The sequence below is a fragment of the Streptomyces brasiliensis genome, assembly GCF_014647875.1.
In the GTDB taxonomy this organism is placed as follows: domain Bacteria; phylum Actinomycetota; class Actinomycetes; order Streptomycetales; family Streptomycetaceae; genus Streptomyces; species Streptomyces brasiliensis.
Genome location: NZ_BMQA01000122.1, coordinates 1 through 12,884 on the forward strand (window position 1 = coordinate 1; position 12,884 = coordinate 12,884).

General features: G+C 69.3%; 12 protein-coding genes and 4 pseudogenes. 12 read left to right on the forward strand and 4 right to left on the reverse strand.

Annotated elements, in window-relative coordinates:
• Positions 1 to 435 precede the first annotated feature (435 nt).
• Positions 436 to 606: a hypothetical protein gene (locus IEZ19_RS47620; RefSeq protein ID WP_189317614.1), complete on the reverse strand. Its 171-nt coding sequence runs from the start codon at positions 604 to 606 to the stop codon at positions 436 to 438.
• Between IEZ19_RS47620 and IEZ19_RS52900 the strand changes: the two are divergent.
• Positions 605 to 859 (forward strand): annotated as a pseudogene (locus IEZ19_RS52900) (transposase); the annotation flags it as partial. The gene IEZ19_RS47620 and the pseudogene IEZ19_RS52900 overlap by 2 nt on opposite strands.
• Positions 860 to 958: 99 nt before the next feature.
• Here IEZ19_RS52900 and IEZ19_RS47630 read toward each other — a convergent pair.
• Positions 959 to 2,149 (reverse strand): MFS transporter, encoded by a 1,191-nt coding sequence (locus tag IEZ19_RS47630; protein WP_189317615.1) that lies wholly within the window; start codon positions 2,147 to 2,149, stop codon positions 959 to 961.
• 1,028 nt (positions 2,150 to 3,177) lie between these two features.
• Between IEZ19_RS47630 and IEZ19_RS47635 the strand changes: the two genes are divergently transcribed.
• From IEZ19_RS47635 to IEZ19_RS52285, 8 genes and pseudogenes are all read left to right on the forward strand, one after another.
• Positions 3,178 to 4,089 (forward strand): ABC transporter permease, encoded by a 912-nt coding sequence (locus IEZ19_RS47635; protein ID WP_189317616.1) that lies wholly within the window; start codon positions 3,178 to 3,180, stop codon positions 4,087 to 4,089.
• 74 nt (positions 4,090 to 4,163) lie between these two features.
• Positions 4,164 to 5,015 (forward strand): ABC transporter ATP-binding protein, encoded by an 852-nt coding sequence (locus IEZ19_RS47640; RefSeq protein ID WP_189317617.1) that lies wholly within the window; start codon positions 4,164 to 4,166, stop codon positions 5,013 to 5,015.
• Positions 5,012 to 6,697: an FAD-dependent oxidoreductase gene (locus IEZ19_RS47645; RefSeq protein ID WP_189317618.1), complete on the forward strand. Its 1,686-nt coding sequence runs from the start codon at positions 5,012 to 5,014 to the stop codon at positions 6,695 to 6,697. The genes IEZ19_RS47640 and IEZ19_RS47645 overlap by 4 nt, the downstream gene beginning before the upstream one ends.
• Complete coding sequence (locus tag IEZ19_RS47650) at positions 6,694 to 7,119, forward strand: 4Fe-4S dicluster domain-containing protein (RefSeq protein ID WP_189317619.1); 426 nt, start codon at positions 6,694 to 6,696, stop codon at positions 7,117 to 7,119. Before IEZ19_RS47645 ends, IEZ19_RS47650 begins: the two co-directional genes overlap by 4 nt.
• The gene (locus IEZ19_RS47655; protein WP_189317620.1) at positions 7,119 to 8,141 is read left to right on the forward strand and encodes an ABC transporter substrate-binding protein; all 1,023 of its coding nucleotides are present in this window, start codon (positions 7,119 to 7,121) and stop codon (positions 8,139 to 8,141) included. The genes IEZ19_RS47650 and IEZ19_RS47655 overlap by 1 nt, the downstream gene beginning before the upstream one ends.
• On the forward strand, positions 8,138 to 9,811 hold the full coding sequence (locus tag IEZ19_RS47660; RefSeq protein WP_229841668.1) for an FAD-dependent oxidoreductase: 1,674 nt from the start codon (positions 8,138 to 8,140) through the stop codon (positions 9,809 to 9,811). The genes IEZ19_RS47655 and IEZ19_RS47660 overlap by 4 nt, the downstream gene beginning before the upstream one ends.
• A complete protein-coding gene (locus IEZ19_RS47665; RefSeq protein WP_189317621.1) occupies positions 9,808 to 10,236 on the forward strand; it encodes a 4Fe-4S dicluster domain-containing protein in 429 nt (142 codons plus the stop codon). The genes IEZ19_RS47660 and IEZ19_RS47665 overlap by 4 nt, the downstream gene beginning before the upstream one ends.
• Positions 10,237 to 10,348: 112 nt before the next feature.
• A pseudogene (locus IEZ19_RS52285) lies at positions 10,349 to 10,695 on the forward strand (transposase); the annotation flags it as partial.
• On the opposite strand, the pseudogene IEZ19_RS47675 reads toward IEZ19_RS52285, so the two are convergent.
• Together IEZ19_RS47675 and IEZ19_RS52290 are read right to left on the reverse strand one after the other, a co-directional pair.
• Positions 10,688 to 10,822, reverse strand: a pseudogene (locus IEZ19_RS47675) (helix-turn-helix domain-containing protein); the annotation flags it as partial. The pseudogenes IEZ19_RS52285 and IEZ19_RS47675 sit on opposite strands and share 8 nt — an antisense overlap.
• Positions 10,819 to 11,022 carry a tyrosine-type recombinase/integrase gene (locus IEZ19_RS52290; protein ID WP_308429100.1) on the reverse strand — a complete coding sequence of 68 codons (204 nt, stop codon included), beginning with the start codon at positions 11,020 to 11,022 and terminating at the stop codon, positions 10,819 to 10,821. The pseudogene IEZ19_RS47675 and the gene IEZ19_RS52290, both read right to left, overlap by 4 nt.
• A gap of 362 nt (positions 11,023 to 11,384) precedes the next feature.
• Here IEZ19_RS52290 and IEZ19_RS52295 point away from each other — a divergent pair.
• The 3 genes and pseudogenes from IEZ19_RS52295 to IEZ19_RS47690 all read left to right on the forward strand — a co-directional run.
• Positions 11,385 to 11,540 (forward strand): annotated as a pseudogene (locus tag IEZ19_RS52295) (hypothetical protein); the annotation flags it as partial.
• A 306-nt stretch (positions 11,541 to 11,846) separates the two neighbouring features.
• Complete coding sequence (locus tag IEZ19_RS47685; RefSeq protein ID WP_189317622.1) at positions 11,847 to 12,455, forward strand: ABC-2 membrane transporter-related protein; 609 nt, start codon at positions 11,847 to 11,849, stop codon at positions 12,453 to 12,455.
• Positions 12,456 to 12,464: 9 nt separating this feature from the next.
• The gene (locus IEZ19_RS47690) at positions 12,465 to 12,758 is read left to right on the forward strand and encodes a GntR family transcriptional regulator (RefSeq protein ID WP_229841669.1); all 294 of its coding nucleotides are present in this window, start codon (positions 12,465 to 12,467) and stop codon (positions 12,756 to 12,758) included.
• The last annotated feature ends 126 nt before the right edge of the window (positions 12,759 to 12,884 follow it).

A 12,884-nucleotide genomic window follows, 5' to 3' on the forward strand; every position in this document is an offset into this window, starting at 1 on the left:
TGCTGTCATATCGAGCAATTCGGAATCTCCGGTTGGAGGGGCTGATCGGGTAGGTAGAGCTCCTTTACGCCGCTCCGAAGGAGAGCTGAGTGGCCGTCAAGATTGCTTGCGGGTTGGGAGATTGAATGACAATTAGCCCTTGCAGGTGATCTTTTGACGTCTGCTCACCCGCTGTGGCGGTGGGCCGCCGGAAAGTGTCGGCGAGTCGCTGCTTGACATGTGGCCTGTCGTAGGTTCCAAGCAGGCCACGTGAACCGTGGCTGTCCAACGAACGCGGTCGCGCACAGCAGGGTTCGTCCAGGCCGGACGGTGACCAATGTCGGCGGGCACGGCCTACCCGCCACGGCCTGGGCGCCCGGACCGCGGACAGTGGCACCGACCGGAAGGTGGCATCGAACGGGCCGACTTCCAGTTCGCAGAGGAACCCCTGGGCGGTCACCGGGCCACGGTCGCCACCACCGCGGCCAGCACGCCCACGCCGGTCAGTCCGACGATCAGCGGCTGCCCCCAGGTCGGGTGACGGTACGCCAAGTAGGCGAGGCCACCGAAGAGGATGCCTCCGACCAGGACGAGCAGCAGGATGACGAGCCGGGTCAGCGTAGACATGGCAGGGGGTCCCCCTTGGGGTCGGGCAGGCCGACAGCCGCCGTGCCGTCGCCGACGCGCTCCGAAACCACTCGTGTGCTGCGACGTGAGCGATAATGACTGGGAGTTGATTTGCCCTCGCCTGCCGATCGGGCAGTACGGCCCCTATCCGGAGCACCTGCGCGACCAACTGGAGGGGATTATCTGGCGGTTCCGCACCGGCAGCCCGTGGCGTGACGTGCCGGAGGCGTTCGGCTCCTGGTCCACGGTCTACGGCCGAGTAATGATGCTTGCCGATACGCCGGGCGAGAAGTGTCAAGGAAGTGTGTGCGGTCAGGACGGTGCCACGGCCCATACCCTCGGACCTCGACGATTATCTGGCTGTAGTACGGCCGCCGACCGCCACCAGCAGGGCCGTCACCAGATACGGCAGCGCGGCCCATGCGAAGGCGGTGCTGTGCCCGGTCGTCGAGGTGACCGCCGCGTACGCGCCGTACACCGCCACCGTGGCCACGTCGGTGCCAAGGCCTGCGACCGAGGTCAGGGTGGCCCTGCATCCGTCGTCGATGCGCGCCTGGAGCCGGGCGTCGGCCAGCACGGTCGCCAGTTGGAATCCGCCGAAGGCGAGGGCCACGAGAGCGAGTCCGGCCGGTGTCCGCAGCGCGGCGCCGGTGAGCAGAGCGAGCGCGGCGCCCGTGAGCAAGACGGCGAATCCGGCCCGGCCCAGACGTGCGCCCGCCCCGGCCAGCAGGCCGCCGGTCGTGGCCCCGGCCCAGATCGTCAAGAGCAGGTAGGGGACGGTTTCGTCCGGTACGCCGGTGTCCCGCACCAGGAACGGGGTGTACTCGTCGAGCGCGCCCCACACGGCTCCCACGGCAGGGACGAGCAGCAGGGCTCCACGCACGGACCGGTCAGCGCGGGCCTCGGCGAGCCCTGCCCGCAGCGTCGCGCCCCAACCGTCGCTCCGGGCGGACGGAGCCCGGTGTTCTGGTAGCCAGGTCGCCGTCGCCGCCGCCAGCAGGCAGGCCACCACGCTCCCCGCGCCGACGGCCCGATAGCCGCCCAGGGCGAAAACCGGGCCAGCGAGCGCCATCGCGGCCACCACGGCCACCAGACCGGCCGCGCGGACCCGGCCCATGACGCCAGCGTACCGATCGGCTGCGCCAAGCCAGCCCAACTCGTCGTATGCGAGCGCCTCCAGCGCTCCAGAAACGAGTGCTCCGCCGGCTCCCCAGAGGACGAAGCCGACTGCGAAGGCCCCGTACGACGGGACGAGCACCCACAGGGCGAAGCATGCGGCGCTAAGCAGCGGGCCGAGCCACAGCAACAGCCGACGGGAGACGGCGTCGGCCCAAGCGCCGGAAGGCACTTCCAGGAGTACGCCGGTGACCGACCAGAGGGCGAAGAGAGAGGAAATCTGCCACAGCGGCAGACCAGTGTCGCTGAACAGCAGTGCGTACACCGGGTAGAGCAGGATGAGGTCGTCGAGGAACGCGTAGCAGTACAACGTCGCCGTCAGCCGCCGGACCCCGGTGGCGGGCACACGTGCAGATGAAAGTGTCATGAGGCCTTCCCGTAAGGACAGTTCGGACGCCGGGGCAGGGCGTCCGAGGCGGCCCTCGGGAGGCACGACTGCGGGATCAATGTCGCCAGGTCATGGCACGGCATTGTAGGCGGCGGGTCCCGAGCGGCGCTGGGCATTACGCACCAAGGGGCGGACCGGTCCGGGACCCCTTCCCTTCGGTGAGGCACCGCGGTGCGGTCCGGTTACGTGGATGGCTCCGAGGTCGCCGAACGGGTACGCCACCCTCTCAAAGCGCTGACCGGATCCGCCCCTCGCGTCGCAGCATCGTGACTCCCCGCTACCTCCCGCCGGAATGGGCACACAGCGGGCACGGCCATGCGGACTATTCACATCGCTCGACGCAGCCGCAGCTCGCGGAGCCATACAAGTACCTGCTCCTCGTCATGCAGCAAGCCGCCCATGGCGCCCGCAGGAAGATCAACGCCGTGCAAGAGGTTGAGCGCCCACCATGAAGTTTCCCCGTGGTCTTGGACACGTGATAGTTATGCCGCGAGGGCGTGTTGGTGCCGCTGCCTGGCCTCGACCCCAAGGACCCCGGCTGGTTGTCTACGTTCGGTCGCCTCGTCTCGGTATGCGGTCGACCCTTGACCGCTCTTGCTTACAAGTGTCAATCTCCGCTCATGTCGCGGACCTTGCTGACCAGCCGCCGTGTGGTCGATCACATGATGATCACCACCTGCGCCTGTCCTTCTTTCTGACGGCTCTTCCTGACGGCCGTCGCGGGTTTCTCCCGGAGGCGTCGCAGCTGTCCGCCGTTTTCGCTGGCCTCGTCCGACGCCCTGCCGTCCGTGAGGATCCGCCCGTCTGACAGGGTTCCGCCTCGCGGTGCGTGTCACACGCTGCGTTGATCCCGCGGATCCCTGCCCCGCGCCCTTTCCATCTCCCGTCGTGCTGCCGCTGTGTGCTTTCGACGAGCCCCGGCGCGGCTTCAGCCTGCTGTTCCCTCCTGCCGGTCGTGAGCCAGCCGCACGACCGCCGGTGAGCCGTACCGGAAAGGTTCATCAGCCATGTCCCTGACCCCGCCCTCGACAGCTGCCCCCGCCGTCACGGCGGAACGTCCAGCCGGAACCGGCCAGGCCGTCGGCTCCCCCGCGGAATCGCCCCCAGCCGGCAAGGCCACGAAAACAGGCGTCCCACGCACGGCCCTCCCACGCCTGTCCAGCCTGCTGCGGTACCTGCGCCGGGTCAGCGGTCTGGTCGCGGTCGTGCTGCTGTGGTGGCTGGGCACCGGCCAGGGCTGGCTGGGCTCGACCACGCCCTCGCCCTCGGCGGTCTGGAACGCCGGAGTGGAACTGGTGCGGTCCGGCGACTACGCGCACCATCTGCTGGTCTCCCTCGGACGGGTGGGCAAAGGGCTGCTGTTCGGCATACCGCTCGGCATCCTCCTCGGCCTCGGCGCCGGTCTGACCAAGGCGGTCGAGGACGTCGTCGACGCTCCCATCCAGGCGTTCCGGATGCTTCCGCATCTGGCGCTCGCGCCCGTGTTCATCATCTGGTTCGGGATCGGCGAGACCTCGAAGACGATGCTGATCCTCATCGGGCCGGTCTTCCCGCTCTACATCAACGTGCTGCACGGCATCCGGGGCGTGGACAACAAGCTGGTGGAGGTGGCCCGTTCGTGCGGACTGGGCCGCTGGGGGCTGACCCGCAGGGTGATCCTGCCCGGCGCGCTGCCCCAGATCCTCGTCGGTCTGCGCCAGGCCCTGGGCATCGGCTGGCTCACTCTGGTGGTGGCCGAGCAGACGGCGACCACTTCCGGCATCGGCTATCTGATGTCCGACGCCCGTGAATTCCTGCGCACCGACGTGATGTTCGTCGTGCTGGTGACGTACGCGCTCCTCGGCGTCCTGTCGGACCTTCTGGTGCGGCTCCTTGAACGGCGTGCCCTGGCCTGGCGCAGGGGCTTCGCCGGCGCCTGACCTCCCGCCCCCGTCGGCTGTCCAACTCCCTTGTCTTTCAGGCCCGTTCTTTCCTCGCATATCAGGAGCCACCCATGCCACGTCTGCTGTCCAAACACGCCGCTGTACCCCCGCCACCGGTGTCCGCCGACAGGCCATCGGCGCCCGGCGCCCCCGGCCGTGCCCCCGCGCCAGATGGCACACACAACGGTGTCCGTGTACGCGGCCTCAGCCGCGGCTTCGACGGCCGCGCCGTGCTCGAGAACCTCGATCTGGACATCGCCCCGGGTGAGTTCGTGGCCCTGCTCGGGCCCAGCGGCTCCGGCAAGAGCACCCTGCTGCGCGCCGTCGGCGGCCTCGACGGCGACCCCGACGGCCGGATCGCCGTGCCCGAGCGTGTCGCCACCGTCTTCCAGGAACACCGGCTGCTCCCCTGGGAGCGGGTGTGGAAGAACGTCACCCTCGGCCTCGGCGGTGGTCTGCTGCGCGAGCGTGCCGTCGCCGCTCTCGGCGAGGTCGGCCTCGCGGACCGCGCCGACGCCTGGCCCGGCACACTGTCCGGAGGCGAGGCCCAACGCGTCGCGCTGGGCCGGGCATTGGTACGTACGCCCCAACTGCTGTTGCTCGATGAGCCGTTCGCAGCGCTGGACGCCCTGACCAGGCTCAAGGCGCAGCAGTTGGTCGAGCGGTTGTGGGAGCAGCACCGTCCCTCGGTGCTCCTTGTGACCCACGATGTCGAGGAGGCGCTGCTGCTGGCCGACCGGGCCGTGCTCCTCGGCGACCGCACCCTGTCCCAGGAATTCGTGGTGGACATTCCCCGTCCCCGGCCCCTCGACCATCCGCGTTTCGTGGAGCTTCGGCGTCAGCTGCTGCTGGGCCTCGGCGTGGACCCGGACGCCGGCACCGCCACCGCCCAGAACACCGACTCCGGGAAGGCATCGTCATGAGCTCAACCGCCCAGTCCGGCCCGAACACCAAGCACGCCACGCCGGCCCCGCAGACCGCACCCCTCTCGTACGAGCCGGACCTGACCGCGGACGTACTCGTGGTCGGCGGAGGCCCTGCCGCCACCTGGGCCGCCGTCAAGGCCGCCGAGAACGGTGCCTCGGTCGTGCTCGCGGACAAGGGCTACTGCGGAAGCTCCGGCGCCACCGCCGCGGCCGGCACCGGTGTGTGGTATGTGCCGCCGCATCCCGAGGACCGCGCGGCGGCCAAGGCGTCCAGGGAAGCGCTGGGCGGCCATCTCGCCAACCACCACTGGATGGACCGGGTCCTCGACCAGACCTGGCACAACGTGCACGAGCTGGCGGAGGTCAGCCGCTACCCGTTCCCCGTGGACGCCGAGGGCAGGCAGCTGCGGCGAGGCCTGCAGGGCCCGGAGTACATGCGCAGGATGCGGCTGCGGGTGCAGCGTGCGGGCGTACGCGTTCTCGACCACAGCCCGGTCCTGGAACTGCTCGTGGACGAGGACGGATCAGTCGCCGGCGCTGCCGGATACCGCCGTCAGGAAGACCGGCCCTTCCGGGTGCGGTCCGGCGCCGTGGTCCTCGCGACGGGCGGGTGCGCATTCCTCTCCCGGGCCCTTGGCTGCAACGTCAACACCGGAGACGGCTATCTGATGGCGGCCGAGGCCGGGGCGGCGATGTCCGGCATGGAGTTCTCCAACGCCTACGCCATCGCGCCCAAGTTCACTTCGGTCACCAAGACCGCGTACTACCGCTACGCGACCTTCTACCACGCCGACGGCAGCGTGCTCGAGGGCGCGGGCAGCGCCAAGGGCCGCTCCGTCATCGCCCGTACGCTTCTGTCCGAGGGCACCGTGCTGTGCCGGCTCGACCAGGCCGACGAGGCGGCCCGCCGCGCCATGCGTCTTGGCCAGGCCAACTTCTTCCTGCCCTTCGACCGGCTCGGCATCGACCCGTTCACCCAGATGTTCCCGGTGACACTGCTCGCCGAAGGAACGGTGCGCGGCACGGGCGGCATCCGGATCACCGGCGACGACTGCCGGACCGAGGTGCCGGGCCTGTACGCGGCGGGAGACGCCGCCACCCGCGAACTCATCTGCGGCGGATTCACCGGCGGGGGCAGCCACAACGCCGCCTGGGCGATGTCCTCGGGCACCTGGGCCGGACGTGGTGCCTCCTCGTTCGCCCGGACCCTGGGCGAATACACCCACCACCGTGCCCTGACACCCCTCGGCCGCGCCGGACTACGCCCGTCCGGCACCACGCGCGGCCAGGCCGGCGACCACCGACTGGTGGTGGAGGCGGTGCAGCGCGAGGTACTGCCGTACGACAAGAACTACCTGCGCGAGGGCGCTCGCCTCACCACCGCGCTCGAGTCGCTGAACGACATCTGGCGCGAGCTGCGGCACGGTCTCGCAGGCGGTGGCGAGACCACAGTGCGTGCCCGGCAGGCGGCGGCGATGGCGGCGACCGGCCGCTGGATGTACACAGCCGCGCTGGCCCGTACCGAGACCCGTGGCATGCACAAGCGCGCGGACTTCCCCGCCCTTGACGACCCCGGTCAGCGCCGCCGCCTGATCACGGGCGGGCTCGACGAGCTGTGGACGGTGCCCGAGTCGGCGGCGCCGGTGCACACCACTGTCGCCGAGGCGGCGGCGGCATGATCGAGCTGGTGTCCTCGCAGCGCTGTATCGGCTGCGACAAGTGCGTCCACGTCTGCCCCACCAACGTCTTCGACCGAGGCGCCGACGGCATCCCGGTGATCGCCCGTCAGGACGACTGCCAGACGTGCTTCATGTGCGAGGCGTACTGCCCCGTGGACGCGCTCTTCGTCGCCCCCACCACCCATCCCCAGCCCGCGGACGCGCCGCTGCGAGACGAGTCCCGGCTGGCCGGCTCCGACCTCCTGGGCAGCTACCGGGCCCGCATCGGCTGGGGCCGCGGCCGCACCCCGGGTGCCCGGTTCGCCGTAGGCCCCGAACTTCCGGGGGCCACCCCTGCCACGCCCACGACAACCACGCTCACGGCGACCGCTCCCGCGGACTCCGCCACCCCGACCCCACACCCGAAAGGCACCACCCAGTGATGTCCGTCAGAAACCGAACCACACCGACACGCCGACTCGCCCCGGTACGAAGGCTGCTGTCCGCCACCGCTCTCGCGGCGGCCCTCGCCCTGGCTGCCACCGGCTGCGGAGGCAAGGCCAACGCGGACAACAGCGCTCCGAAGAAGGGCACGCTGCGCGTCGGCGTGATCGGCTCCAAGGCCGAGCTCACCGGTCCCATCGGCTTCCTGAACTCCGAGAAGAAGCTGCTGCCCGGGCTCAAGGCGGAGGGCTTCGACAAGATCGAGGTGTTCCCATTCCCGAACGGGCCCGACCTCAACCAGGCTCTCGTAGGCGGGAGCCTGGACGTGGCCAGCTACGGCGACACCCCCGCCTTGGTGGCCCGGGGCAGCGGCCTCGACACCCGCCTGATCTCCATGGCCGCCATCGACAGCGACGCCTCGATCGTGGTGAAGAAGAACGGGCCGAAGACCCTCGAGGACCTGCAGGGCAAGAAGATCGGCGTGCAGACCGGCTCCTACATCCACCGCTATCTGCTCGGCGCCCTGCAGGACGCCAAGGTCAAGCCTGCCGAGGTCGTGCACATCTACAACGCAGACATCGAGGCGCCCCTGGAACGCGGCGACATCGCCGCGGCGGCCGTGCCACAGGCCAACGCCGAGGTGTTCAAGAGCAAGGGCTACCAGATCATCGACCACCTGCTCGAGGACCACCCCGACTACGCGGGCACCAACGCCACCGTCTCCACCGACAAGTTCCTCGATGCCCACCCGAAGTTCGCCGCCACATGGCAGCAGTTGCAGAACAGCGGCGTCAAGGACGCACGGGCGCACTGGAGTGACTACGTGGACTACTCAGTGGCACTGAGCGGCTTCCCGGCGGATCTGGTGCGGCCGACCATCCGCAAGGAGCAGCTGCCGGACACGGCCTTCCCCGAACGCGGCCTCGCACTGCTCGAGTCCACGAAGAAGTTCCTCGTCGAGCAGAAGTTCATCAAGAAGGACTTCTCCGTCGACGACTGGCGAGTGGGCGGCGCCAAGTGACCCGTCCGACGCAGACAGGGCTGTCGCTCGACACCGATGTAATGGTGCTGGGCGGCGGCCCCGCCGGAGCCTGGGCCGCCATCTCGGCTGCGGAGGCGGGTGCCCGGGTCGTCCTCGCCGACAAGGGCTATCTGGGGACCAGCGGCGCCGCGGCCTCCGGCGGCAACAACTTGTGGTACTTGCCCGAGGACGAGTCGCTGAGGGCCCGGGCCGTCGCGGACCGCGAAGCCCTCGGCGGCCGGCTGACCGACCGGCGCTGGATGGAACGAGTCCAGACCGAGACGTACCGGCAGATCAACCGGCTGGCCGAGTGGGGCTACCCGTTCCCGCGCGACGAGCACGGCAACGAGCGGCGCAGCAGCCTCCAGGGGCCGGAGTACATGCGGCGGCTACGCCGGAAGGTGCACCGCAGCGGGGTGCACATCCTCGACCACCACCCCGCCCTTGAGCTGCTCACCGACGCAGACGGCACCGTCAGCGGGGCGGCGGGGCTGCGCCGCCAGGAGGGCTGGACCCGCTGGCAGGCCCGTGCGGGGGCCGTGGTGCTGGCCACGGGCGGGTGTGCGTTCCTCTCCGGGGCGTTCGGGCTCAACGTGGACACCGGGGACGGGCACCTGATGGCGGCGGAACTGGGGGCCGAACTGTCGGGCATGGAGTTCTCATCCGTCTACGGGCGTTCGCCCGCCTTCGGGAACCACACCAAGGGCCTGATGATGCAGTTCGCCAGCTACTACGACGCGTCCGGGCGCCCGCTTGAGGCCGAAGGCCACAAGGGCGCGGAACTGATCGCCCGTAGACTGGCGGCCGGGCGGCCCGTCCACGCCAGACTCGACCGGGCGCCCACCGCACTCCGGCAGTCGATGCGTCAGGCCCAGCCGAACTATTTCCTTCCACTGGACAAGGCCGGCGTGGACCCGTTCGACGAGGCCTATCCGCTCCGTCTGGTGTTCGAAGGCACGGTCAGGGGAACGGGAGGCCTGCGCCTGCTCACGCCCGACTGCGCGACAGGCGTGCCGGGCCTGTACGCGGCCGGCGACGTGGCCACTCGCGAACTCGTCACCGGAGCGGCCAGCGGCGGCGGGAGCCTCAACGGCGCATGGGCCATCTCCTCCGGTACCTGGGCAGGCGGCGGGGCGGCACGCTTCGCGCGCAACCGAGGGGCCTTGCCACCCCGGCACAACCTGCGGCCCGCCGGAACGACGGCGCTACGCGCGGCTCCGCCCGGGGGCCACCCGACCACCCGGGCCGAAGTGGACGAAACGGTCACCACCGTACAGAAAGAGGTGCTGCCTCTGGACCGCAACTACTTCCGCACCGCCGACAGGCTGCACACGAGCCTGCGCACCCTCGACACGCTGTGGGGACGCCTTGCGGACCAGCCCGCCGCGACCGACGGACGCACCATGCTGCGCGCCCGCGAGGCCGCCGCCATGACCGCCCACGCCCGCTGGATGTACCGGGCCGCACTCGCCCGGGAAGAGAGCCGGGGCGTGCACCGACGCGACGACCGCCCCGGCACCGCGGCCCGGTTCGAGCACCGACTGATGGTCAGCGGTCTGGAACAGCTGGATGTACGGGCCGACCCAGTCCTCCCCGTGCTGACCGCCAAGGGCACAAGGGCCGCTCGTATCGCGGCGGGGGACGCCTCGCAGGAAAGGAGAGTTTCGTGATCGAAGTGGTCAGCCGGAGCCGCTGCGTCGGCTGCGACCTGTGCATCCGCGTCTGCCCCACCGACGTGTTCGAGCGGGACACGGACGGCATACCTGTGATCGCCCGTCAGGAGGACTGCCAGACCTGCTTCTCCTGCGAGATCTACTGCCCGGTGGACGCCCTTTACGTGGCTCCGCTGACCGGTCCCGCGCCAGACGGTTCCCCACACCGAGAGGAGGAACACCTGGCCGCTACGGGTGCCCTCGGCGCCTATCGCAGGACCGTCGGCTGGGGAGGAGGCCGGACCCCGGGAAGCCGTTACGACCGCAACCATCTGTTCACCGCGGGAATGACAGGCCAGCCCGGGACCCGCCCGAACCCGCTCTCCGGCCCCGGCCTCCCACAGGCGGAGAGCCCCGGTCCCGACCTTGCATCTCCTCACTAGGGCGCGTATCGAGTCGTGATCAATTTGCGGGAATCGCCCTCGCGACGGGGCCTGGATCGGTAGATCTTCTTGCGTGACGCGAGTGCAACTGACTGACGAAGAATGAGAGTTCATCGGGCCGTACTTGCCGATCGGCGAGTACGGCCCGTATCCCGAGCGGCTGCGGCAGCAGTTCGAGGGGGTGATCTGGCGGTTCAAGACCGGCGGGCAGTGGCGGGAGATGCCGCAGGAGTTCGGCGCCTGGTCCACTGTGCACAACCGCTTCCGGCAGTGGCGTGACGCAGGCGACTCCACCACCGCGCGCGCTCACCACGACGCCGCCGGGACGCACCTGGACCAGGACCTCCTCACCGCCCTGAAGAAGGCCGCGGCCGAGGAGGAGAAGGCCAGGTCAAAAGAGGCGGCTCCGAAGAACGAAAGGGACAGGAAGCCGAAGCAGGTCCCGAGCGGCGACGCAGATGACATCCAGGTCGTCGAGCTTGAGGGAGACCGGCTGGCCGGACCACAGCCCGGACATCTTCCCCGCCGAGATCACCAACCCGTGCTCGGCCAGGTTCGCGGCCGTCAGCCGCAAGTTCCACCTCATCGGATCAGCCCTTCCAGCCGCTTCGCGGCCCGCTCGGTCCCGGCGGCCCAGGCGTCCTCGACCCGGGTCTGCTGGACATGGACGTATCGCATCGTCGTGGCGATCCAGGAATGTCTCAAAACCTCCTCAATTGCTAGCAAGTCCAGCCCGTTCTCATAGAGTTGCGACGCGCAGAAGTGCCGCAGGACGTGCGGCGTCAGCTTCTCGCCCTATCCCGGAAGATGACTGAGGCCCTGGACGGGATCGGCCCGCAGCAGGCGAAGGTGCTGCCAGGTCGGCCTGCGGGTGAGCGAGGCGTGCAAGCTCGACCTGGCCGAAGCCGGGAGATCGGGACCTGCGTGAGCACTGGGCACCCGCGTCGGCGGAGGAGCTGGCGCGGTTCGAGACCGATGTGCTGTCACGCCGCCGTCGCCGAGCACGGGCCCGACGTCACCGTCGTCGATGGCATGCCATGTGGCTGCAGCGGATCGACAGCAAGATCGCCGCCGTTCAGCAGCGGGAAGCCGAGCAGGAACACGGACGGCAGCAGCGCCCACCCGACCCGGACTGACTCGTCGAACTCGGCATCGGCGCCGGGAACCCGCCCACCCGCATCCACACCGGCGACTGCTACGCCGCCGCCAAACGCAGGCGCCCCTGTCCCCGGGTTCCGCAGAAGTGGAGGCGTCCTAGTCCACGAAAATCCCCGCTGACCTGCACGAATGCGATGTTGATCTAGATGGGGGCGTGTCACTAGGACTAGGGACACGCGCAGGTCAGCGCGTTGCCGCCATCGGTCCAGTGCCTCACTTTTGCTGGCGACAACGAGAGAATTGCCCTGATATGCAAGTATCTTGCCTCAATGAATGCTCGCAAAGGCAGGCCGTGTGGTGCACCCCGGGCCGGTAGCGTGGTGCCTTGCAACGCAACGCCCCAGTAGTGGACTTGACGGGTCCAGGGCCGCTGACCTGCAGTTATGTCAGCGCCTAGTGACACGCCCCGTCGCCATGCCGCCGCGCATTCCCGCAGATCAGACCCCTTTTTCGTGGACCAGTACAGCCTCCCTTCTGCGGAACCCCGGCTGTCCTTCGACGCCCGGGGCTTCGCCCCGATCGGATACGCCGTCTTCGCCTTCACGTTCGCCACCGTCGCCGGACTCGTCCTGCGCCGCACGCTCCCGGCGATGGCCCTCACCCTGGCCGTCTTCGCCGCCGTCCAGCTCCTGGTGCCCAACGTGATCCGGGCGCACTACCTGCCTCCCGAGAAGGCCACCGTGGCCTTCACCACCGAGGCCAGGGACCGGGCGCTGGGGCTGGACACCTCGAGCACTCCCGCTTTCATCGCCGACTACAAGGTTCCCGGCACCTGGGCCATTTCCCGGACGAGCGAAATCCTCAAGGCCGACGGCACGCCGGTCGACGGCGATACGTTGCGCGCGTGCATGCAGCCTGCCGCCGGCCCGCAGGCGAAGAACGCATGCCTGGACAAGCTCGGCCTGCATTTCGATTCACACCCATCAGCCGGCGAGCCGCTACTGGCCGTTCCAGTGGATCGAGTTCTCGATCTTCCTGGTGCTCAGCCCTCTGGCGACCGCGGCCGGATTCCGGTGGATCCGCAATCCCTCCAGTTGATCACCAGCGACTCCGACGGATAGGGGAACACGTTGATCGATTTTCACTTGGAGGTCCGCTCAGGGGTCGCGCCCTATATGCAGCTGGTGCATCAGGTCCGGCAGGCGCTGCGGGTGGGCATGCTGACGGTCGGCGATCAACTGCCGACGGTGAAGGACGTGGTGGCCAAGATCGCGATCAACCCCAACACGGTGGTCAAGGCATATCGCGAACACGAGGGGCTGGCCGTCGGCCGGCCCGGGGTAGGGACGTTCATCACTCGTGTGCTCGCCGACGACGAATTACTCGCCGCGCACGAACCGCTGCGTAGTGAACTGCGCGACTGACTCGCCAGAGCCCATCGCGCCGGCCTCGACGCGGACAACATCGAAGCACTGTTCATGACCACATTAAGCTTGTGTTTTTACCTCGCTCGCTCGGTGTTCGAGCCGGGGCGTGCTCGGTCGGTAGCT